Genomic DNA, 20208 nt, shown 5'->3' with positions numbered 1-20208 from the left:
GGCGTTTGGATAATGTGATAACGTTGTAACCGCTAAATTAACGTGACACAGAATTCTGAACGCCCTCCGCTTTTTTCTTAAGATATAACTGACTTATTTTGTCAGTTTATTCCCTACAACTCCACCCACTTTTCCCCCTGCATCTTGAGCTTGTTTTACACCATTACCTAACATTCCAGATATTACTGTTCCTCCTTTAACTCCAGCCCACGACAACGTACTTATCCACAATGCCGGCAGCACAATAAACATCGTCCCCATCACAAAACTCATAATGATATCGTCTGTGCTATTCTGAAAACCGGCCATATTCCAGCGACTGTGCGTATCCGAACCATACAATGCCTCCAATAACCCGCTGTCCAACCAACGTGCCAGTTCCCACCAGAGGGTCAAAAAATTCAGCGCAAACACAATAAAAGTCAGCGTAACGACCGTTTTATATTCGTAGACAGCAAATACGATAATCAGGGGCAATATGATAGTCACCGCCATCAGTATAACAGCCTGTACCATTGGTAATGCCTGACGCATTGCATCAAACGCCGGAAATGCCGCCAGACTCCCCAACGACACCCCACCCAATGAGGCTATCCGGCCCACTGAATTCATCAGGGTAAAATCCGCGTTACCGCCGTAACCGGCATAGACATGTCCCCCTTGAGATGCGGTCAAGCTTTCCGGGCTCACCAGACGCCGTATCACCGCTTCTTTGTATTCTGACGTCTCTTTGCCCATCAGTTTCAATGCCGCAGATAGCCGAAACCACATGCCTGGCTCAACCTGAGCCATCACCCGTTTTTCCAATCCTACCTGACTGTCTGACCACCATTCTTTGCAGGTCGGATATCCCCCCTGCCCCGTATTAGCAAAACCGTCATCACGATGCGGTTTCCAGGGAAAATCCGAACGAGGCGTTTTTGACTGAAGTACATCATAATAACCCGCACTATTCAGAAACGTTTTTGACCCCAACCATTCAATATCCCGTAATACCGCTTCATCCCGGTTTTTTCCTTCGTCCCGACGTTTCCACTGATACAATGCCAGCGCATAACAGTCATGGGTGAAATCCTGTAATATCTGAGCCAGTGCCGGATTATTAATCCGCGTATGCTGGACCTCAAAACGCAGTTGCCTCAAGTCGGGACGGCAGGGAAGAGAAGCTATTGCAGCCTGAGTCACCCCTTTGGAAATCTGATGAACCAGTATCCACCAAACCGGAGCTGCCGCTGTTTTACCGTCAAGCGGCGATATCACGGACGCATAACCCGTTTCAGCCGGTTTCGGTGTCCAAGTGCCGCAACTTTTTGCCCGCGAGTCATCATACGTAATGGTATTCAGACTCACATTGACCAACGGAACACAGCAAGCGATAATGACCAGGAAAGCACCATACAAGGTGTTTTCAATCCGGGTCACTGAGAGCATGCCCTTATTTCCTTCATCCTCCCCTTCTTCCCGGACTTTCAGCCAGATACCTATCATTTTGAATGTCAGCGGCAGCACAAATAACCCGGTGGCCAGCAGCACATTCCACAAGCCATTATTCACCATCCAACCCAGCAGGATCAGAAAATATTCCAAATAGCTGTAAGTTGTCATGACTGCTCTCCGGAGACGAAGAACATGACATACTCACAACATCCCACAAATCCCAGTGAAATGAGTGCAATCCGTTTCAGAGCCGCTTTCTGTGTTAACGGCAATGGGGATCGCCAAAGCTGCCACATGAAACAGGCAATAACACTGTACATGGCCAATCGCCAAGCCAGCCAGCCGTAACGGGTCGTGTACATCCAATGTTGTAAGGCATTGAACTGAGACGGATACGCCAAGCCAGCTGCGGCAACAAGTAACATGCCCCCATCATCAACGTGACGATTAACCCCCGCCTGAAATGCCGTTTCAGTCCCATTATCAACCTCTGTTTAGTGCCAGTAGGTACCCGGATTTTACTTTGCTCAGACATCATTATTGCCCTTCACGCCCTTTCGGCGGCACGGACAAGGTGTGAATACGACTGTCGGTATTATCGGTGGATTGCCGTTGCAGATTCATTTCAACTCGATTTTGTTCGCGCTCAAGCGTGGTCAGTGCGGTATTTTGTGCAATCGCCCGGCGCAACTCCATTTCATTCTTCAGGGCAGTAATTTCTCTGTCCAGTGTCGCAATGCGACGATCACTCTCTGCCATAGCCTGCGCCTGAGCGGCGGCATTCGGTTCTGCCTGTCCGGTCATCAACATTCGCTGCATAGTGAGCGCAGTCTCAATGGTGTCGGCCATCGCCAACTCACTGGCCAACCGACTCACCAAAGCCCCACTGTCCGGATCACGTTTCAGAGCCTGGATAACCCCGCGAGTCACCATCAGGCTACCTGTTTTGAGTTTTGCCAGATTGACTATGGTAGGCGCATTTTCCCCGCTGACCAGTTTCATCAATTGCTCAATGTTGGTTCTGGTCGCCTCTTCCAGCATCGGTGCAAACCCCGTCCCAGCGACACTTGCACCCGGCTGGTCTTTGGTACCCCCACTGGTACACTGACGACTGTCAGTACAGGTACGAACCGAACGATCACCTAACACCCTGACGACCGCGTCTGCGGCTTCTTCACTGTTGTTGAATTTCTGGCAAGCAGCGCCATTACATTGTGTGTGGCTGACATTGGCATGGCTATTCGCCGGCAGGTTGTTCATCATATTGAAGCCGGCTTTTGCCAGCTCCCGGATAGGCTGAATGGCTTTCTGCCCTTTTCCTCCCCATTTTTCACCCCCTATCCAGTTTGAACCTTGTGTACCGTCTGCAACCTCCATTTTTTGTGTCGTGCCAACCGCATCACCATTACCGGTATTCACCAACGTTTTATATTCCTCCATCAACGCCGCTTTAGTCCATTTACTGCTATCCGAGAAATCCATCATACGCTGTGACATGTTCTGGCAACTCAGTTGTGATTTGTCGAACGCAATACCTGCCTGTAACACCCCGTTGGTCAGCATTTCATATAATCCCGGATTAGCACGCTGGATAACCATTGCGGGTAAACTAGCTACGGCCCCAGTAGCCCCTTGTATCACTTCCCCCATCAGGTTTTTAAACCCCGAAGTCAGGCCATTAAGCTGATTCCCTACCGTCGTTTTTAAATCAAAGTGACCGCACATCAGGTCACTGCTCCAACCGAGGTTTAATCCGCCCAGATGTTGCAGATGACTGCGGGTCGCCGGCTGCGATATCACTGATCCGCCACCTATGTTGTAAAACAGTTTGTCTGATACCGCCCCATTCGGGCCATTACCCGGTGATGGCGGCGCAACGACCAGCGTTGTGATGTGATAATCAGTGACGGGTCACCCAGACCCCAGCACCGCTTTTTAACCTCCAGCCGTCGATAGAGATAATGCGCTGGTTTACCACGTTTCATCCGGGCCAGGTATTTGCCGCCAAAGGCAATCAATAATAACGGCGCAATCAGGGCCACCGTCGGTATCATCACCCAACCCATTACCGGTGCCAGTAACAAGTCAATGACCGTGCCAGCTATCAGTCCCGTTAATGCCGTCCAGCCCAGCTCTGGGGTAGTAAATCCCCGGAACACGACAGGTTCGGCGTTAAGACGGTCAGGTAAAAAACGAATAGTCTGAACCATACTGACGCTTCCCTGGGGTTAAAAGAGAATGGACGTCGATTTGCCCAGCAACCAGATAACCGCCACTAACAGCACCACGCCAACCACCACAATCGCGCCAAATTTAGTCCAGGAAGCTCTGTCACTGCGAACTTCAGAAAAAGTATGGATTGCCGCTGTCGCCACATTGATAAACGCGATCGTGGCAACGACCAGCCCGCCTATCACGATGCCGTCCTGCAAGTAACCTTTGACGGTATTAAAAATGCCGCCGCCACTCCCGCTGGAAGGCGGTTCAACCGTTGGCAATGCCGCTGTCACGGGTTGACAAACCAGATAAGCCAGCACACTGAGTGACACTACACAGGTATTGATACGGACAAACAGGCGGAACAGTGACTGACATCCCCGGTTTAACAGATCCATTTCCTTTCCCCTTTTTTCCATTACAGGTTAAAAAAACGATTAGCTGGCAAACATCCAGATAGCCATCACCAGCAACAACGCCACACGAATGACAAAACGGTTCATCGCCGCTTCACGGACCTTTTCATTGGCCCAGCCCTACCAGACGTCCACCATTCCCCATGCGGCCCAGAGAAACAGCACCGCTATCAGTAAACCGATACAGAGAAATTGCATCACATGGGGATCGAGATTGCCGGAAGCGGCCCTGAATGCATTGCGTTGTACCTCGTTCACCGTATTCGCTCCTGACGATATTGACCGGTCACATCCAGCGCAGCCGAAGAAATCCCGGGTTGGGCACGGGAGGGGGTCAGATAGCGGTTAATGCCTTCACGGACAATATTGAGGTCCCGGTTAGCACGTAGATAATCAAAATAAAAACGGTCTGCCTGACCCTCCTGAACGGCCAAAACCCGGGCACGCTCCAAACTGGCCTGCACCTGGTCAAGTTGTTTGAGTGTGGTGGCCAGCTCATCTTTTTCCCCGGCCAGCACAGGCCAACTCATTAGTATCGTCAGGACAAAAAGACTATGGGAAAATAAACGGAAATAAACCATAGCATTACCCTAAATCTGCGTAGATATATACATCAACAGAGTGACGAAAAAGAGTAACGATTACAGTGAATAATTGTTTATCTGATTTTGAAAATTTTGGGTACTTGAATTTAAGGTTGAAACAGAGCTATAAACATCCTGGCTCACTTAAAATAAGCGGGTTGATAATTGATATTTTCTAATATCACCACTGAACACAACTATTACCTGCTTGAGATGGATGTAACCGTCTGGTTCTTGGACGACAGGAGCACTATCCGGTCAACCGTGGCTCAGACCGAACGGCAACGGAGACTGGAACAAACTAACGAAGGGCGAATCGAAGCCAAGGGCGTCAGGTTCCGTCCATAAACCGACAACAGGTTTTGGTAATGAAAGATGAAGGTTTTGGGGCTTCTGAGATTGCCAGGCAACTGGGTATTAACCGCTCCACCGTCTACAAAATACTGAAAGAAACAAGATAATCATGACATCAGAACTACAGATTTACACCTCGTTACTCACCGATGTAAAGGAACGGATCCGTGGGGGTCAGTTCAGAGCCGCGCAGTCCGTCAATGCTGAACTGATCCAGATGTACTGGGACATCGGTCACATGCTCCATGAACGTCAGGAGCAACAAGGGTGGGGAGCAGGGATCATCCCGAAGCTGGCACGGGATATTGTTAATGAATTGCCAGAGGTCAAAGGCTTCTCAGAAAGGAACCTGAAGCGCATGCTACGTTTCTACCGCGAGTACGCCTTGCCACGAATGGAGCAACAAGGTTCCGGAAAGCCCGTATCGACAATTGTGCCACAGCCTGTGGCACAATTGCCGTGGGGCCACAACATTCTGCTGATCGAGAGGATAAAGGATCAAACCGAGCGATTCTGGTATGCAGAACAGACTCTGATACAGGGATGGAGCCGAGACTCCCTGCTTCATATGATCAAAAGCAATGCCTATACCCGGCAGGGTTCGGTTGTCAGCAACTTCAAGAACCGGTTACCCGTATCTCAATCGGAGCTGGTACAGCAGACCCTGAAGGATCCCTATGTTTTCGATTTCCTCACCCTATCGGAACCCTTCAAAGAACGTGAGCTGGAAACGGAGCTGCTCAAACACCTTGAAAAATTCCTACTTGAACTCGGCGAGGGATTTGCTTTTGTGGGGCGACAATATCGTATTACCGTAAGCGAACAAGATTATTACCTTGACCTGCTTTTTTATCATCTGACTTTGAGGGCTTTCGTTGTGATCGAGCTGAAACGAGGAGAGTTCAAGCCTGAACATGCCGGTAAGATGAATTTCTATTGCTCTGTGGTCGATGAAAAGCTACGGCATTCCACTGATCAGCCCACCATAGGTTTGATTTTGTGCCAGACCAAAGACCGGATACTGGCCGAATATGCCTTGCGCAGTATTCAAAAACCAATTGGCGTTTCGGATTACGAGTTAACCCGTACATTGCCAGAGGACTTAAAATCCAGCTTGCCAAGCATTGAGGAACTGGAAGCAGAACTCAGTCATAATGATGAAAACACCCCCTAACAAATGAAAGGAATTTCCCCTCAATTTGGTTACTGTATCCATCTTCCGTGTCATTATGAGAATAACCAATATACTGCTAAGTAAGTATTATAACCGTTGGCCTCGTATTTGGAGGCCATATCTTTCAGCAACATAAAGGCATAAAATCATTCTTACTATTATTAAAGTATTAAAGAGGTACTTGAGACGTTTTACCAACCAATCCACATCACACCGCTTTTACCTCTAAAGATATTTTTTAAAAGTACTCATCATCACGGTAATAGCAAGCCCTAAATAGGAGAGCTGCGGGTAACAAGAGTAAATTAGGATACACAGCCGATGGCCAGGAGAGATATAACAGACAGGGTACACAAAACACCGGTTTCACAAACCGTTTGGCGTGATGATAGACAAAGCTCGATTCATAAGCGGCACCATAACGTCTCAAGTCATGTCGACTGAGTCCTTCAACAACAGCAACACCTATAACCATCACAAACAATGGCAAAGACAATACCAGGATAGTGAGCCGGATAACAAAGGTTACGGTCACATATACCGTTGCCAACAGGTACTTCCGCAGATTTTGCGCCAGCCATACACTCCAATCGCTCAACTCTCTCACCATTTCATGGTGGCTCCGAGCTTGTACTGTATGTTGTTGGTTAATCCAGTCCAGTGCACCACTGTCTACAAACACCCACTGATAACTCCATTTTAACCCGATACTGAGCGTAGTCGCGGGTTCTGATAACAGTAAGCTGCGGGTAAACTCTTTAGACAACCAACCGCTTTCCGTGATCATAACTTGTTGGCTGTGTCTCTCTCCCTGTTCCGGCCAGAAAAAGGCTATCCCAAAATATTCAATCACCAGACTGAAAAACAACGAAGCCAGCAACAAGCCAATAAGTATCCACGGAAAATCCCACAAAACTGTTTTTAATGGTCCTGACTTTTTCGGTGGCATCTGCTGCGATTTAGTGTTCTGTTGCGTCATCGTCAGCTTCCTCATCAAGAGTCAGCACCGCTGGATTTAACATCATATCCAGGTCAGCCTGACTGTCACTTGGCATTGAGCCCGCTGACCACCAGGATTCACTGGTACGGTAATGTTTACGCATATCATCAGCGATTTTTTGCAGACTTGCCGGCATCAGGTCATCATCATCGACTGCCGGCAGCGGCATCCGGATCTTCCATAACTGTCCCCCTTCAAGCAGAGCAAATGCCTGACCTTTCGGCAAATTAATCACCTCGGCGGGAGTAATTAACGGCGTTCTGATCGTGCTAACCCGGTCCTGAGTGTTAGAGGTAAAGTGACTCCCCTGCTCCGGACTGGAGATATCAGTAATCCCGGAGACCAAAGTTTTAGTGTACACTTCCACCTCTGGCAACTGGCTGGTTAGCAGCTCAGCGGTGTTATTTTCCCTAACACGCAACATAACTAAGGTATTAAAATTTCCTGTTACCTGTGCCGCTTTAGTACTGCTGCCAATGCGTGCTTCAATATCAGACAAGGTCTGAGTGTAAGCGGTTACCTCTATCCCGGCACCGCCCCCCTTGTTAATCAGCGGAATAAATTCATCGCCCATCAGCTCATTGAATTCATCACAATGTAAGCTAATGGGGAGTTTTCTCGTTTTACCTTCTGGCAAACCGTCATCCAGACCAAATTTGTAGATATGGCCAGCAACGGAAACCAAGTCTGCGAACATGGAATTGCCTACTGCCGAAGCCACTTCTGCATCCGATAAAGCGTCCAGACCCACATAAACTATAGGATGACGGGGCCACATCAACGCACCTGCTGAGTTAAACCGATATCGGTTATCAACACTGGGTAATGCCGCAAATTCAACCGCCGGGCCAAATCACTGCCGGAAGCGGGGGCTAATACTAATCCCTCTGCAAGCTGACGCAGTTCATCCAGTTGTGCTTTATCCCGTACACTGACCAGCAACCCCACCGCCTGCTTTTTCCGAAGACTAATCAAATTTTTCTTCAACCACTGTTTTGACAGGGCATCATCCCCAATCATGAACAACGCTCCCATTCCTGGCAATTGCAACGGACGAACGTCAACAGGTCCGGGAGACAATTCCGGCGTTTCCACCGGTAACATGCCCCCTTCGGTCAAATCTGGCGGGGTCGCCTCCGTATTTGAAGAAGTCGTCGGTTCATTGTCCTGAGCGTTAATGGCCTCAAAATACGCTGCTGTAGATTGTCCACCTAAATCAGCCACAATAGTCAATGCAGCCTGAGAACAGGGCGTCAATATCATTATCATTAAAAATAAACGGCAGCGATAACGGATTAAATTATGGATTAACATCTTCTTTATTTTTCCTTCGGTTCAATCCAGGTCTGTGTCGTATTAGCTACAGCAATATTGGTAGACAAAACAGGATATCGGGTTTCTAGCGTACTCAATTTACGTGCGACGATTTTCCGATACTTACTCGCGGGCTGACCGCCAGCGGGATGGTGATAACAGCCTGCCGCATTCAACCAACTACCCAGATTGGATTGATAACAGGTTTTCAGAATACGGGCTGCCACATGAAGATTAGTATAGGGGTCCAAGGCATCCCAATAAGAACGAAAATAATGGCCGTTCCAGCCTAAATTCACTTGAGTAATCCCCACATCAATACGTTTTAGGGGTACGCTACGCATAAATCCCTGCAACGCCTGCCAGACCGCTTGTCGGGTTGCATAACGATAACTTTTTCCAGCCACATTGAGCGTCCACGGCCAGGGGCGTTCATGTTTCTCCTGTGGCAAACGTTTTGCCGATTCAGCCAGTGCCAACGCATAAAGCACTTCGGCAGGTACGCCATGCACCCGCGCAATCTGCTGGTACCCAGGCGGGACGACCTGTTTTACCGCAGCGGCCATACCTTCTGTCATCCAAAAGAGACTTCCCGCCACAGCGAGACTCAAAATGCCACCACACGCCATCCGTCATTCTCACGTTGTAGTACGACCGGCATTTTTCCCTGACCAAATTGTCGCCAGCGTCCTTTGTCATGATTAAGCGTGATTTTTCGGCTACGGACTTTTTCTGATGGAATATGATGTTTACCTGCCCAGGTACGTAAAACATCATCGTTGCCTTCGCTATCTACCAGGTAAATATCCACCTCACGGTCAGCTGACAAGACAGCAGCCAGCCGGGCATCACAAGCCGTGCAATCCTCTTTCACAAATAATGCCAGCCGCCCTTGATTACCCTGTGCGATTCCGTCCCCCTTCCCTAAATTAACCGGCAAAATATTCGGCACCAGACGCTTCCAGGCCGCATCCACCGCCCGCTGGAACGCCAGTTCCTTTTCAGTACGGACATATTCCTGTTTAACCCACAATTCGGCATAACGTTGACGCGCTTGTACTGTTTCGGCCTCAATGCCCAATGCACTCAACGGATCGAGCCCAGGAGACTGAATGCCCCGTCTACCCTGCATCAATTGCTGATAACGCTGAAATTCGGCTTCTGTCAGCCCCCATATTTGCGCCTGAATACGGTGGTTTTCAGCCTGCGTGACCTGTTGCTGAGTCGCTTTCATTCCCGTCATTGTCTGTTCAGAAATAGCAACCTGTGCCGCCGAAGCTGACAGAGACATAACAACGCCAATCAGCACCACCCCCTTCCTCTGGCTGAAAAAATCTTTTTTCATCATTACCCTCCATTGACTGACAGGGTTTGACGGTGCCCTTGTACCTGGAACAAAGCCTGATGATCGGAGATACTGACCAACGTCCATTCAAATGCGCTTTCACCCGGAGTCAATAAGCGCATTTGAGATATTTGGGAATGAGGATTTGTGTCTCGTGGAATAATAACGGCATAAACTTGTTCTCCCCGACGTTCAATACCAGAAAGCATGAAAGGAGCCGCTATCCGTTTATCCGTTCGAAGAACCTCCCGGTCAGGTGTGCCAGCTTGTCTACCAGAATACTTTTCCTGCTGAGATTTCCACGCGATTAATGCGTCAACGCGCATTTCCTGCTGTTCCCCGATATTTTTCAATACATTCACTGTTTCGGTAAGATCCTGATGAGCACGGCTTAAATCAGTCACTGACTGTACCAGCGGTTTCTGTTGATCGTTGATGGAGCCCTGTTGCGCTATCAATGTCTGATGAAACCGGTCATTTTGCATTTGCCAGTCCTGACGGGAGACAAAGCTGGTATCCGCTTTATCAAGCCGCTCATGCAGCTTTTGCACCTCATCAGGCAAATGCTGGAATGATCCATTTCGCATCAATGACTGAAATTCCACTAACTGATGATGTTGCTGCCGTACCACGAATGCCAGCAACGCTATGCTGACAATAACAAGCAATATTGACAGATACCCCAGACATTTTTTTAACGACAACAACCTGGGTTAGGTCTCTTGAGAAACCTCCCGCCGCAAGCTGTCAATTTCAGCTTCAGACGTCGGTGACAGAGGAGGGATTTCAGTTGTCATACACAACATCCTTGTTTGTTTTATTTAGCGCTGTGCCTGGCGTACTTTTAGTATTATCGGGTTGCTTGACAAAAATGTGACTTATTCAGACAGTGATTAGAGTCTAATCATATGATTACCCGATATAAGGAAGCATACTGTGCAAAACCAGAGAGGATGACGATAAAAAATTCAACATGAAAAAATGAAAATTATCCCTACAATATAGAATAGAGCATAAAAATTTGTGGGGCACTACATTGGCGTTTATGCCGCTATAGCTAATGTAAAACCATCAACCATATTCCGACTAGCTCATTAATTTTGACGCTGGGATACCTATGCCTTTTAGCTCGCCATTCAGAACTGCCGTCCGAGGGGAGCATTTAAATGATTGCCCCACGGTTTTTTATGCTTTCACCTTTACCCGCTTGTGTATGTAGTCAGTCACCTCTTCATGTGTTTTTACACTTTGTATAAAAACAGGTTGTAATTGCTCCAGGACACATTGAGAAGGAATGCCGTCGAACACCGGAAAGCACGTTCTCAGGCATGCATGGCGTTCAACCAGTTTTACAAAACTTTGCTTTAACTTGGCAACATCAAGACTGCCTGTTATCTGCAGTGCAACAGGAATATTGTAGGCAATAGAATGGGTGTCGCTTATCTGACTCAGCTACCTCAAGGTAAACTTAAATCTGATAATGGGGGGTCTGATAGTTTACTTTCTCGAGAGCAAACTGATTTTTTAATCAATCATTTATCTCAAAATCTTTTCCATTACACACATGAAATCGTGGCCTATGTTGCTCAGCTCAGGAATATTACCTTTAGCATTCCCAGCATGAATAAATGGCTACACCGTCAGGGTTTTTCTTATAAAAAGCCTTGTGGGATCCCTCATAAATTCGATGCAGAAAAACAGAGACAATTTATTGAATATTATAAAAATCTTAAAGTCGCCGCGAAAGACGACCCCATCCTCTTTCTTGACGCGATTCACCCGACTCAAGGCACCAAACTCGGTTATGGTTGAATGCGAAAAGGCGAGAAAAAACAGTCAAAATAACAGGAAGCCGAACTCGCCTGAATATCTTGGGCGCGCTCAACCTGAATGCCATTGGTCGTACGGTGTTCCAGGAATATCAAACCATCAATGACGACAACATTTGCTGTTTTTTCAATGAAATAAGGAAATCTTATCCTGACTATCATCAAAAAATTCATCTTATTGTGGATGGGGCGAGTTACAACAAAGCTCATCTTGTGAAGGAGTGGGCTTATGTTAGCAATATTGAGTTACATTACCTTCCTCCCTATAGCCCAAATTTAAACCCGATAGAGCGATTATGGAAGGTCATGAATGAACAGGTTCGAAATAATCGTTATTTCGCTGATAAACATGAATTTCGAGACAAAGTATTCAAATTTTTCACCACAACACTACCTGATATAGCGGCCTCGCTGATGTCTAGAATTAACGACCATTTTCAGGTGCTAAAAACTGCATCTTGAAGTTTCTTGGGTATAAATAAGATTCCAAAATAGCGCTACACCTTATACCACTCATAATTCCATATATAACAACGGGTTGGATAAGGCTATGTGTAGCAGAATTATGAAACGCTATTTATAATTGTAATTTGTTTTATAATAGGACTATAGAGATGGAAGGTCAGACTCAAAGTAGCTACAGTTAAAAACAAGTACTAATACAAAAATTCAAAAAATTTCCATCGTATATTAAAGTATATTTTCAAATATATATCTAATATTCTCTAACTTTAGAACAAATAAGTTGTGAAATACATTCTATCTCAGGAGATAAAATTATGCGTGGTTTGCAAATCAGAATGGCGTTTGCATCAGCAAAAGTCATGCGTGTTATTGATGCAGAAAAAGCTAAAAATGAATTTAATGAGGTATTATTTGAAGCCCGGCAGTGTGGATATGACGAAGACTCCTTCGGCATGAAAATGTCACCAACAATGTTCCTTGATGAACCTCAATTTTTAAAAGCGTGGCGAAACAGATGGAATTTTCACAGCGAAGCTGAGGAAATGGAACATTGCCATGAGTGCAATAATCAATATGGCATTCCCTGCTCACAGCATGATTATTAATACAGCCGGAATCGGTATCATTGGGGGAAAATATGCACTACTCAATCTTAGTTGCTGAAGGAGTAAAAGGTTCTGACTGCGCAGATTACGACGTTATGGAATTTCTTTCTCTGAAAGATTTGCAGAAATACCGAGCATCACACTCTGAAAAAATGAAATATAAATATAGTTATCTCCTTAGTTCGGGAACTCGTCAGAATAGTCACTATATTGGTATTGTAAATGCAAATCACTTTAAAAAATTTGTAAAGCTAGTAAAAGAGTCAGGAATTAATATCTAATAGACTACTCGGTTGTTGGAGGGCGTTATTTTACATTCCGAATATTGTAATGCCAGGTTACTAAGAAGAGCAAGGCTTCCCTGTCTTCTTGTGCCTAGGAAGTCAGATCGGCTATCAATAAAATCACCTATGGCTTAAGCTATGAAGCATATTGATGTATATAAAGCAGTTGATTGCGTAAAACGAGCACCCGAAAAAATAGATTCGTATTCCGTGCGGTTATATTATCCGATGCCGTTATAAAGTCCAATCAATCAGGGTTCCTACGATGTATAGGAGCACGTTTTACACACTTTCGAATTGAAGATAACCATAAATGCAAAAAACGAACATATATAAACGTTGGAATATATTCATGTTGTTGTTAAATGGAGCATTGCTCTCAACGGGTCAAGCCAAACAGGTTAATTCTCCAGAAGCTCTGGTGCGTGCTTTTCAGCAAGATTATCTAACATGGAATAATTACGCTTTTGCGTTACATGACACACATACCCCGGCTCAGGTGATGCCTCTGGCGCAGAAATCTTGGGATAGGTTGCTAACAAAATACACATTACCAGGCTTTAAGGGAGAACCGATAGCTTTTGGATCCGACGCAGCCCACGATTCCCAGTGCGAACAGATCCTGTCAGTCAAAGTACATGACGACAAGGCTGTGGTAACTACGCGATTCCCGCAAACATACTACACATCCGTTTATGAGTACCATTTGATGTCTCAACATCATCGCTGGTATCTGACGCAGATTTATCTGGTGGATGATAGCGGTAAGTATCCTAGTCTGTAACGATAGAGTATTAATTTGTCATAACTGATTAAGCAGAAAAAATCACTGATAAATAGTTAAAAAATAGCATTTCATAAAGTTACTGATCCTTGTAGATCATTTGACTTATGTTGTGTCAAAACTGGCTTCATAGTGAAATATTCAGACTGCTGACAAACCTCGTTGAAAATAACGAGGCTTGTTCCTTTCATTAGGAATCATAATGCCATCCATTTTCCTCATTAAACCGGTTTAATCGCCCGTCAGGGAACTATTTTCGCTTCTCCTGCAATAAAATGCTCGCTCTCCAGAGATAAAAACAACAAAGTATCGCGACCAGAAAATCTATCTTATTGATATTTTCGTCTATTTTCTCCAAAAGACACTGTATTTGCACTTTTTGCAACCCACGAAAACAGACATAGCGGGTTATCATTTTTCCGTTTTTCGCGTGAATGCAGGCATCGCGCTGCGGATAACACTGGCAGACAGACGACGGTGCTTGATAATGCCGGTATCCCTGACGGCCAGTTGGGGTATAAATCAGTTTTTCGCCCTGCGGGCAGCCATAGTCATCCTGCGGCTCGTCATAGGTAAATTCAGTTGGTTAACATTATGGTGAGTTGCATATTTCGATAACAGAATGACATAAAATAACATATGATCAAACATAATCGTTTATCTCTGTTTATTAATACACCTGCCAGTTAAACTCATTCAACAGTGGTGCTATGGACAAGTTAAGAGCAATCAACGTCTTCCGGCGTGTTGTGGAACTAGGCAGCTTCAAAGCCGCCGCCCAAGATCTAGGCTTATCCAAAGCTGCTATCAGTAAGAACATCAATGAGCTTGAAGAGCATCTTAAAAGCCCTCTAATTAACCGAACGACCCGAAGCATGCATATAACCGCAAGTGGCAGGAATTACTATCATCAGGTATGCAACATCTTGGATGAGCTTGAGAATGCTGACTTATCCGTTATGAAAACTTCTCACACTCTGACAGGCTCGATAAAAGTGAGTATTCCAATGTCTATAGGGCTCAAGGTATTAAATCCACTAATATGCCAGTTTATACACGCTCACCCCGGTATTTCTGTCGAAGTGGTCATGAGCGATAAATATACCGATCTTATTGAGCATGGAATAGATGTTGCGATACGTGGGGGAGGTGAACTGAGCGACTCCAGCCTTCGTTCCAGGAAACTGATAAAAGTGCCCCGAGTCTTATGCGCCTCACCGGCATATATTGAAGCTTCTGAAAAAATACTCATCCCTGAAAATCTCGCTTCTCATAACTGTCTTATCTACAGTTTATCTTCTTCTCCACGGCGCTGGATGTTTCACAATCAAAATGATGTGAAAGTCGTTGACCTTAAGCCCGGAACCTATGTGGTGAATAACGGGCTTGCGCTCAAACAGGCAGCCCTTTCTGGACACGGCGTAGTTTTACTGCCTGAATTACTGGTCATTGATGAGCTACAGTCAGGCGAACTTGTCAGACTGCTTCCTGAATGGGAAGCGGACACACAGGCACTGTATGCCATACAACCCTTTCATAAAGAGCGCTCTATCAAGGCAAGGGCTTTTATCGACTTCCTTGTCAATGCACTGGATGAAACTTGCTGAATATCTTGTGATTTTAACGGACGCTTTATTACAAAATCACAGCACTCGCCCTATCTTCATTTTTACTTTTCCTGAATACCGGCAATCTCTTAAGTAGCAAATTTCCGATTGAAATAAATGCCAAGCAAACTGGTCATGAAAAGTAGTGGTCATATCAGCGAGGGATCAAAATTGTTTACTATCAGTGTATAATATTTTCACATAACAGGCATTTTAATAAACTATCCATCTCTCTATACTCGGTTTTGCAGATGAATTTACCGGTTACATCAAAATTGGGGTGTAGATATGAACAATTCCGCTATTTCAGCATCAGAAAATCTTGTCCTATCTTATCTTGATGGACGTCAACCAACTGTTGGCATTGAGAATATCAACAAGATTTTATTTTCCGTCGGCGTTCGAGTCAGTACAGCTCCGATCCCTGAAGAAGCTAAACCTATTCTTGAAGTGTCAAAAACGCGCGCACTCACTGGAGAAGAGAGCGAGAAACTGATTTCGCTATTTTCTTTACACCGCGGAGAACTTTTGGAGCAAATCCGACTGGCTGGCCGCCAGCCGGAAGCTCACCGCGGCGGTTTTCTGTCGATATCGGAAATAGGTGTCGCACCTTATCCCAAGGTCTACGATATGAAAGCAATTTCGGTTGAAGCCAGAAAAACCGTTCTTGAAAAATTCGGCAAACTGCACGTGAACAGCTCTGAAGACGGGATGGGTATTGATGAAGTCATGACGGTTGTGGCTGGCGGCCCGTGGACCTGGTTCTTCCGTCTGCCGGACGGAGAGATTGTAAAACTATCGATAGGACGCGTGGAAACTAGCGATCCCGCCTGGCGTCTTAGCTATCCCGGACTCGGAATGCATGCTGGCTTCCTGGATGCTAAGGATGGACTACTCGTGGCATTTGCCCACGGGCCAAAGCATTTTGTTATGCGCTATGACGAACCAAGTGTTGATGGTACAGAGATGCTGGGCACCAACCCGTGGATTGATTTCAGCGGTGATATCCCGAAACTAGTAAAATAAAAGCCCATTTTCCGGTTGTCGCTTCATGCACAACCGGTTTGTTATTTCTGAAATCTATATCAGAAGGCTGTGATGACTCGGTAATTCTGGACACTTCAATAGCCTACAGAAAACAGAGATAATCGATATCGAATCACCCATCAACAAGTGGATATCCATAAGGAGAGCAAATTACGCTGTTCCCCAATTATGACAAGTTCAATGCAAGCGATTCTAAGAATTTCCGTATTACTTACGGTATGCAATTCGCGGATACAAAAGTTACCATAATCACTTCAAGGTATCGAAAGTTACAATATTATTAGCACTATTTGTCCATATGTTAGTTAACAACAAATGAAAATTGCAATTTTACGCCGTAATGGTCTTGGTGATTTAATTTGTACTCAGCCATTAATCAAATATTTACAATATACATTTCCCATAGCTGAGATTCATCTATTTATAGAATCTAACAACAATGAATTAGCCGATTATCTCTGTCCAGAAGTAATTACACACATTATTCCAAAAGGAAATAAATATATCACTACTCTGGGAATCGCGTTGAAATGGCGTAAATTACATTTTGATATCGCCATTTCAGCAAAGCCCACTCCCATGAAACTGAATAACCTATTTTTATGGCTTTTAGGGGCCAAAAAACGTTATGCGGTAACACAATCACATCAATGGCACGAAAAGCTAATCAATTACCCAACCTGTCCGCAGCATATTAAGGGATATCATCAATCACTCAAAATATTAAAAACATTTGATTCTGAAATAAACAAATTGTCCTCTGAGTTACTCCCTAAAATTTTATCTCAATATTTGTCACCAATCAAACAGCATGGCTCTCCCACTATCCTATTTTCTGTCTCAAATAATCGGCAAAGTAGCTGTATTACTCATAAACGGATAGCATTAATTGCCCAGAAAATTAGAAATCATTTTCCAGATGTGAGATTTATTATCTCCACTCTTCGACATAACAGATCACATGCTGAGAAGTTACTTGCAATGATAGGAGACCAAACTCAGATAGTCGAATGTCAATCACTACACTCTTTTTTGTCACTTCTCAACAGCACAGATCTGATCATTGTTGGTGATGGTGGAATATGCCATTTAGCCGCCGCACTAGACAAAAAACTGGTGGCTCTCTATGGTGTCACTAAACCGGAGAATTGGGCTCCCCTTGCTTCTGAAAACCAATGTGTGACACTTTATGATTCCCAAAATGTAAACAATATTCCTCTGGAAGATATCTATCAGGCAGTTTTTAAACTGCTCTCCTCAGAAAAAACATACTTATTATTCGAATCAAGCTGTAGGTAAAGTTATTTGCACTTATTCATGCGAATGCACAGTAACTTGTTAACTGTTTCAATGTCACTCCACCAGACAGAAACGCTAAATGTATACACCACATAGATTGACATCTGTTAACGCTCAGTTCCAGCCCGGTTAATTTCTGCCATGACTAAAACTGTGATTAATGATTTTGATGATGAAATATACAGCCACACTAATAGCAATGGAATATCCGAATTAATAATAAGACAAAAATGAATCAATTTGTCTAATTTATATCATGATGAAAAATAAGACATTAAATAAACATCATTATTATTTCTTAATTGAATTAACTCAATCAATCGATTAATTTAATCTTATAACACAATGAAATAGAAAGAAATTTTAATTAATTGCAAAAAAAATACTATTTTTTTGTTTAAGTTGTTGAAAAAGATCATATTTTAGTTAATACTATTTTCCGTCGAGTGAGAAATAGACCTAAAACAAAGAAGAAACTCTGGATTGGAAATTAACTTAAGATTCGAACAAAAATAAGAAGAAATTTTCGTTATCTTAACTGTGGTTAAGATGGCAGTTTATCCGATCGTATTAATATCATTAATGCGATGGCATTACATATTACGGTTCGCCCAATCAGAATATTTACCTTCTTTGAGTAAGATACTAGTGTGTTGCGTTGAGTAGCTATAGACTACTTTTATTAATATCGCTATTGAATTTCCATTTCAGTAAAAATAGTGAAGATGAATTTATCCATATGTACTATGCACCTTGCCTATAAGCACTTTTCACTATGTTATTAGCAATACATTAAAAGAATTTTGCTATTAACACGAGACTTATCGTGTCGTAAGATTTTAGAGCATCTTAATAAAAATAAGAATCATTATTAACAACACGAGTAGATTTATAATGATAGATGATATTTTAGAGAATAAAACATTCCTCTCTGGAAAGAAATTAATATCAGACTTTATTATCAATAATATGAATATAGATGAGGCAGACTATAACATGGTGAGAAACAATGACTAAGTTAGGATAAACTAAAGATATATGTAAAAAATGGTTAAAAATGCAATTGCATTATATTACCATGTAAAAATGACTTTAATGATATCATCAACCATTAAACTATAATAATGGCTGGATGTATATTTCTATTGTATAAACAGGACTAAAACACATATTTATTAAGGTAAGGTATTTTTAAATGAAAAAGAATTTTATTTTGACTTATTTAGTAGCAGCATTAGGGATTTTTAGTAGTTTCAATGCGTTATCTTATGACGGAACAATTAAATTCCGAGGAACGATTATTGAACAAACTTGCACTGTTAAAGGTACTTCTGGTAAGGATATAGCTGTAAATTTTGATAATGTACATAAATCGAAATTAGATGGAAAGGCAGGAAAATTCTCTGATCCTAAATCATTCACAGTTAACCTTACAGGCTGTCCTGATCTGAAAGGATTTGATGTTAAATTTGATGATACAGATAAAACTAGCGATGGTAATTATTTTAAAATTTTATCATCTAGTACAGCTAAAAATATTGCTATTGCTCTATATAAATCAGGTAGTAGTACTCCAATAAAACCTGGAGATTCTATTAAAATACCCGGTGTAGCAGGAGATACAAGTTTTAATCTTGAATCTAAATTAGTGTCAACCGCGGCTACAGTCACCGCAGGTAGTTTTACCCGCGATATAAATTTTACAATTTCTTACCCATAAGATAATACACAAGTATTTATTTCATCCTGTGAGTCATTTTTAGTTTAAGGAATAAAAGTGTTTCGTATTATTATTTCATTTATTCTTGCCATATTTACATTTCAGACACAGGCAGGAATAACCTTAGGCGGAACTCGCCTGATCTATAATGGCTCACAAAAAGAAGCCACAATTTCTATCACCAATTCGGACACAGAAAGACCTTATCTTGTTCAATCGTGGGTAGATAATATCGATAACAGTCAAAATAAAGTACCGTTCGTTATTACCCCGCCATTGTTTAAAATGTCGAAAGAGAGCGAGCACCAAATTCGTGTTTCATATATCGGCAATCATCTGCCAGCGGATCGAGAATCGATATTTTTACTCAATGTCAATGCGATTCCGGCAGTTGAAAAAAATGACAATAGCAAGATGATCATCACGATAAAAAACATTATCAAATTGATTTATCGTCCATCCGGGCTATCTGATAACGATGCTAATGATGCCATTAATCGTTTGGCAGCATCACGTAATGCTAATGGTGTTCAATTAACTAACCCCACGGCTTATTACGTTAATCTTAATGAGATGAAAATTAACGGAACATTAATACCTAGACCCGGATTTATTCCCCCTTTTAGTCATAAAGTATTTTCAGCCCAAAATGGCATAAAAAGCGTGACTCTGACTGCTATCAACGATTACGGTGGCACAACAGAAGAGCGCCGGTTTAATTTCTAAT

General features: G+C 43.6%; 21 protein-coding genes and 5 pseudogenes. 11 read left to right on the top strand and 15 right to left on the bottom strand.

What is annotated here, in order from left to right:
• Nucleotides 1-93 precede the first annotated feature (93 nt).
• The 7 genes and pseudogenes from BA1DRAFT_RS12090 to BA1DRAFT_RS12060 form a co-directional block, all read right to left on the bottom strand.
• Nucleotides 94-1605 carry a conjugal transfer protein TraG N-terminal domain-containing protein gene (locus BA1DRAFT_RS12090; RefSeq protein ID WP_036779361.1) on the bottom strand — a complete coding sequence of 504 codons (1512 nt, stop codon included), beginning with the start codon at nucleotides 1603-1605 and terminating at the stop codon, nucleotides 94-96.
• Complete coding sequence (locus BA1DRAFT_RS12085; RefSeq protein WP_051560767.1) at nucleotides 1602-1862, bottom strand: hypothetical protein; 261 nt, start codon at nucleotides 1860-1862, stop codon at nucleotides 1602-1604. The genes BA1DRAFT_RS12090 and BA1DRAFT_RS12085 overlap by 4 nt, the downstream gene beginning before the upstream one ends.
• 112 nt (nucleotides 1863-1974) lie before the next feature.
• On the bottom strand, nucleotides 1975-3330 hold the full coding sequence (locus tag BA1DRAFT_RS12080) for an integrating conjugative element protein (RefSeq protein WP_051560766.1): 1356 nt from the start codon (nucleotides 3328-3330) through the stop codon (nucleotides 1975-1977).
• Nucleotides 3249-3647: a TIGR03750 family conjugal transfer protein gene (locus tag BA1DRAFT_RS12075; RefSeq protein WP_036779360.1), complete on the bottom strand. Its 399-nt coding sequence runs from the start codon at nucleotides 3645-3647 to the stop codon at nucleotides 3249-3251. Before BA1DRAFT_RS12075 ends, BA1DRAFT_RS12080 begins: the two co-directional genes overlap by 82 nt.
• Before the next feature lie 18 nt (nucleotides 3648-3665).
• Nucleotides 3666-4052: a TIGR03745 family integrating conjugative element membrane protein gene (locus BA1DRAFT_RS12070; protein WP_036779357.1), complete on the bottom strand. Its 387-nt coding sequence runs from the start codon at nucleotides 4050-4052 to the stop codon at nucleotides 3666-3668.
• A gap of 39 nt (nucleotides 4053-4091) precedes the next feature.
• Nucleotides 4092-4328, bottom strand: a pseudogene (locus tag BA1DRAFT_RS12065) (TIGR03758 family integrating conjugative element protein).
• Nucleotides 4325-4651, bottom strand: a complete 327-nt coding sequence (locus BA1DRAFT_RS12060; protein ID WP_036779354.1) for an integrative conjugative element protein, RAQPRD family — start codon at nucleotides 4649-4651, stop codon at nucleotides 4325-4327. The pseudogene BA1DRAFT_RS12065 and the gene BA1DRAFT_RS12060 overlap by 4 nt, the downstream one beginning before the upstream one ends.
• A gap of 371 nt (nucleotides 4652-5022) precedes the next feature.
• On the opposite strand from BA1DRAFT_RS12060, the gene BA1DRAFT_RS24055 reads away from it, so the two are divergent.
• Both BA1DRAFT_RS24055 and BA1DRAFT_RS12050 read left to right on the top strand, forming a co-directional pair.
• Entirely contained in the window at nucleotides 5023-5115 is a 93-nt protein-coding gene (locus BA1DRAFT_RS24055) for a helix-turn-helix domain-containing protein (RefSeq protein ID WP_235201075.1), read from the top strand.
• A 2-nt stretch (nucleotides 5116-5117) separates the two neighbouring features.
• Entirely contained in the window at nucleotides 5118-6182 is a 1065-nt protein-coding gene (locus tag BA1DRAFT_RS12050; RefSeq protein ID WP_036779351.1) for a PDDEXK nuclease domain-containing protein, read from the top strand.
• A gap of 225 nt (nucleotides 6183-6407) precedes the next feature.
• Here the strand turns inward: BA1DRAFT_RS12050 and BA1DRAFT_RS12045 are convergent.
• From BA1DRAFT_RS12045 to BA1DRAFT_RS24655, 7 genes and pseudogenes are all read right to left on the bottom strand, one after another.
• Nucleotides 6408-7161: pseudogene (locus BA1DRAFT_RS12045) on the bottom strand (TIGR03747 family integrating conjugative element membrane protein).
• Nucleotides 7142-7942, bottom strand: a pseudogene (locus BA1DRAFT_RS12040) (TraM recognition domain-containing protein); the annotation flags it as partial. The pseudogenes BA1DRAFT_RS12040 and BA1DRAFT_RS12045, both read right to left, overlap by 20 nt.
• A 17-nt stretch (nucleotides 7943-7959) precedes the next feature.
• On the bottom strand, nucleotides 7960-8496 hold the full coding sequence (locus tag BA1DRAFT_RS12035; protein ID WP_082303678.1) for an integrating conjugative element protein: 537 nt from the start codon (nucleotides 8494-8496) through the stop codon (nucleotides 7960-7962).
• Between the two features lie 5 nt (nucleotides 8497-8501).
• A complete protein-coding gene (locus BA1DRAFT_RS12030; protein WP_036779382.1) occupies nucleotides 8502-9074 on the bottom strand; it encodes a transglycosylase SLT domain-containing protein in 573 nt (190 codons plus the stop codon).
• A gap of 29 nt (nucleotides 9075-9103) precedes the next feature.
• Complete coding sequence (locus tag BA1DRAFT_RS12025) at nucleotides 9104-9841, bottom strand: TIGR03759 family integrating conjugative element protein (protein WP_152544320.1); 738 nt, start codon at nucleotides 9839-9841, stop codon at nucleotides 9104-9106.
• Nucleotides 9842-9843: 2 nt separating this feature from the next.
• The gene (locus BA1DRAFT_RS21305) at nucleotides 9844-10545 is read right to left on the bottom strand and encodes a hypothetical protein (protein WP_152544318.1); all 702 of its coding nucleotides are present in this window, start codon (nucleotides 10543-10545) and stop codon (nucleotides 9844-9846) included.
• A 481-nt stretch (nucleotides 10546-11026) separates the two neighbouring features.
• Complete coding sequence (locus BA1DRAFT_RS24655) at nucleotides 11027-11236, bottom strand: hypothetical protein (protein ID WP_420865136.1); 210 nt, start codon at nucleotides 11234-11236, stop codon at nucleotides 11027-11029.
• 57 nt (nucleotides 11237-11293) lie between these two features.
• Here BA1DRAFT_RS24655 and BA1DRAFT_RS12015 point away from each other — a divergent pair.
• The 4 genes and pseudogenes from BA1DRAFT_RS12015 to BA1DRAFT_RS22630 form a co-directional block, all read left to right on the top strand.
• A pseudogene (locus BA1DRAFT_RS12015) lies at nucleotides 11294-12132 on the top strand (IS630 family transposase); the annotation flags it as partial.
• 317 nt (nucleotides 12133-12449) lie between these two features.
• Entirely contained in the window at nucleotides 12450-12740 is a 291-nt protein-coding gene (locus tag BA1DRAFT_RS12010; protein WP_036779349.1) for a hypothetical protein, read from the top strand.
• A 32-nt stretch (nucleotides 12741-12772) separates the two neighbouring features.
• The gene (locus tag BA1DRAFT_RS12005; RefSeq protein WP_036779347.1) at nucleotides 12773-13021 is read left to right on the top strand and encodes a hypothetical protein; all 249 of its coding nucleotides are present in this window, start codon (nucleotides 12773-12775) and stop codon (nucleotides 13019-13021) included.
• Nucleotides 13022-13376: 355 nt separating this feature from the next.
• The gene (locus tag BA1DRAFT_RS22630; RefSeq protein WP_235201073.1) at nucleotides 13377-13808 is read left to right on the top strand and encodes a hypothetical protein; all 432 of its coding nucleotides are present in this window, start codon (nucleotides 13377-13379) and stop codon (nucleotides 13806-13808) included.
• A 250-nt stretch (nucleotides 13809-14058) separates the two neighbouring features.
• On the opposite strand, the pseudogene BA1DRAFT_RS23775 reads toward BA1DRAFT_RS22630, so the two are convergent.
• Nucleotides 14059-14385, bottom strand: a pseudogene (locus BA1DRAFT_RS23775) (IS5/IS1182 family transposase); the annotation flags it as partial.
• Between the two features lie 133 nt (nucleotides 14386-14518).
• On the opposite strand from BA1DRAFT_RS23775, the gene BA1DRAFT_RS11995 reads away from it, so the two are divergent.
• The 5 genes from BA1DRAFT_RS11995 to BA1DRAFT_RS11975 all read left to right on the top strand — a co-directional run bounded on the left by BA1DRAFT_RS11995 (nucleotide 14519) and on the right by BA1DRAFT_RS11975 (nucleotide 20207).
• The gene (locus BA1DRAFT_RS11995; protein WP_036779343.1) at nucleotides 14519-15415 is read left to right on the top strand and encodes a LysR family transcriptional regulator; all 897 of its coding nucleotides are present in this window, start codon (nucleotides 14519-14521) and stop codon (nucleotides 15413-15415) included.
• Nucleotides 15416-15703: 288 nt separating this feature from the next.
• Nucleotides 15704-16441: a hypothetical protein gene (locus tag BA1DRAFT_RS11990; protein ID WP_036779340.1), complete on the top strand. Its 738-nt coding sequence runs from the start codon at nucleotides 15704-15706 to the stop codon at nucleotides 16439-16441.
• 336 nt (nucleotides 16442-16777) lie between these two features.
• Nucleotides 16778-17761 carry a glycosyltransferase family 9 protein gene (locus BA1DRAFT_RS11985; RefSeq protein WP_036779338.1) on the top strand — a complete coding sequence of 328 codons (984 nt, stop codon included), beginning with the start codon at nucleotides 16778-16780 and terminating at the stop codon, nucleotides 17759-17761.
• Nucleotides 17762-18956: 1195 nt separating this feature from the next.
• Entirely contained in the window at nucleotides 18957-19481 is a 525-nt protein-coding gene (locus BA1DRAFT_RS11980) for a fimbrial protein (protein ID WP_036779336.1), read from the top strand.
• Between the two features lie 57 nt (nucleotides 19482-19538).
• Nucleotides 19539-20207, top strand: coding sequence for a fimbrial biogenesis chaperone (locus tag BA1DRAFT_RS11975; protein WP_036779334.1), 669 nt, complete (start codon nucleotides 19539-19541; stop codon nucleotides 20205-20207).
• Nucleotide 20208: the final 1 nt, after the last annotated feature.

It is taken from the genome of Photorhabdus aegyptia (assembly GCF_000612035.1).
Classification (GTDB): Bacteria; Pseudomonadota; Gammaproteobacteria; order Enterobacterales; family Enterobacteriaceae; genus Photorhabdus; species Photorhabdus akhurstii.
This window is presented reverse-complemented; position numbering and strand designations above follow the sequence as displayed.

Bases quoted from the DNA above. Each gene is read 5' to 3' on its own strand.
- BA1DRAFT_RS12090 (WP_036779361.1), bottom strand. From the start codon at position 1,605: ATGACAACTTACAGCTATTTGGAATATTTTCTGATCCTGCTGGGTTGG.
- BA1DRAFT_RS12085 (WP_051560767.1), bottom strand. From the start codon at position 1,862: ATGTTACTTGTTGCCGCAGCTGGCTTGGCGTATCCGTCTCAGTTCAAT.
- BA1DRAFT_RS12075 (WP_036779360.1), bottom strand. From the start codon at position 3,647: ATGGTTCAGACTATTCGTTTTTTACCTGACCGTCTTAACGCCGAACCT.
- BA1DRAFT_RS12070 (WP_036779357.1), bottom strand. From the start codon at position 4,052: ATGGATCTGTTAAACCGGGGATGTCAGTCACTGTTCCGCCTGTTTGTC.
- BA1DRAFT_RS12060 (WP_036779354.1), bottom strand. From the start codon at position 4,651: ATGGTTTATTTCCGTTTATTTTCCCATAGTCTTTTTGTCCTGACGATA.
- BA1DRAFT_RS24055 (WP_235201075.1), top strand. From the start codon at position 5,023: ATGAAAGATGAAGGTTTTGGGGCTTCTGAGATTGCCAGGCAACTGGGT.
- BA1DRAFT_RS12050 (WP_036779351.1), top strand. From the start codon at position 5,118: ATGACATCAGAACTACAGATTTACACCTCGTTACTCACCGATGTAAAG.
- BA1DRAFT_RS12035 (WP_082303678.1), bottom strand. From the start codon at position 8,496: ATGTTAATCCATAATTTAATCCGTTATCGCTGCCGTTTATTTTTAATG.
- BA1DRAFT_RS12030 (WP_036779382.1), bottom strand. From the start codon at position 9,074: ATGACAGAAGGTATGGCCGCTGCGGTAAAACAGGTCGTCCCGCCTGGG.
- BA1DRAFT_RS12025 (WP_152544320.1), bottom strand. From the start codon at position 9,841: ATGAAAAAAGATTTTTTCAGCCAGAGGAAGGGGGTGGTGCTGATTGGC.
- BA1DRAFT_RS12010 (WP_036779349.1), top strand. From the start codon at position 12,450: ATGCGTGGTTTGCAAATCAGAATGGCGTTTGCATCAGCAAAAGTCATG.
- BA1DRAFT_RS12005 (WP_036779347.1), top strand. From the start codon at position 12,773: ATGCACTACTCAATCTTAGTTGCTGAAGGAGTAAAAGGTTCTGACTGC.
- BA1DRAFT_RS22630 (WP_235201073.1), top strand. From the start codon at position 13,377: ATGTTGTTGTTAAATGGAGCATTGCTCTCAACGGGTCAAGCCAAACAG.
- BA1DRAFT_RS11995 (WP_036779343.1), top strand. From the start codon at position 14,519: ATGGACAAGTTAAGAGCAATCAACGTCTTCCGGCGTGTTGTGGAACTA.
- BA1DRAFT_RS11990 (WP_036779340.1), top strand. From the start codon at position 15,704: ATGAACAATTCCGCTATTTCAGCATCAGAAAATCTTGTCCTATCTTAT.
- BA1DRAFT_RS11985 (WP_036779338.1), top strand. From the start codon at position 16,778: ATGAAAATTGCAATTTTACGCCGTAATGGTCTTGGTGATTTAATTTGT.
- BA1DRAFT_RS11980 (WP_036779336.1), top strand. From the start codon at position 18,957: ATGAAAAAGAATTTTATTTTGACTTATTTAGTAGCAGCATTAGGGATT.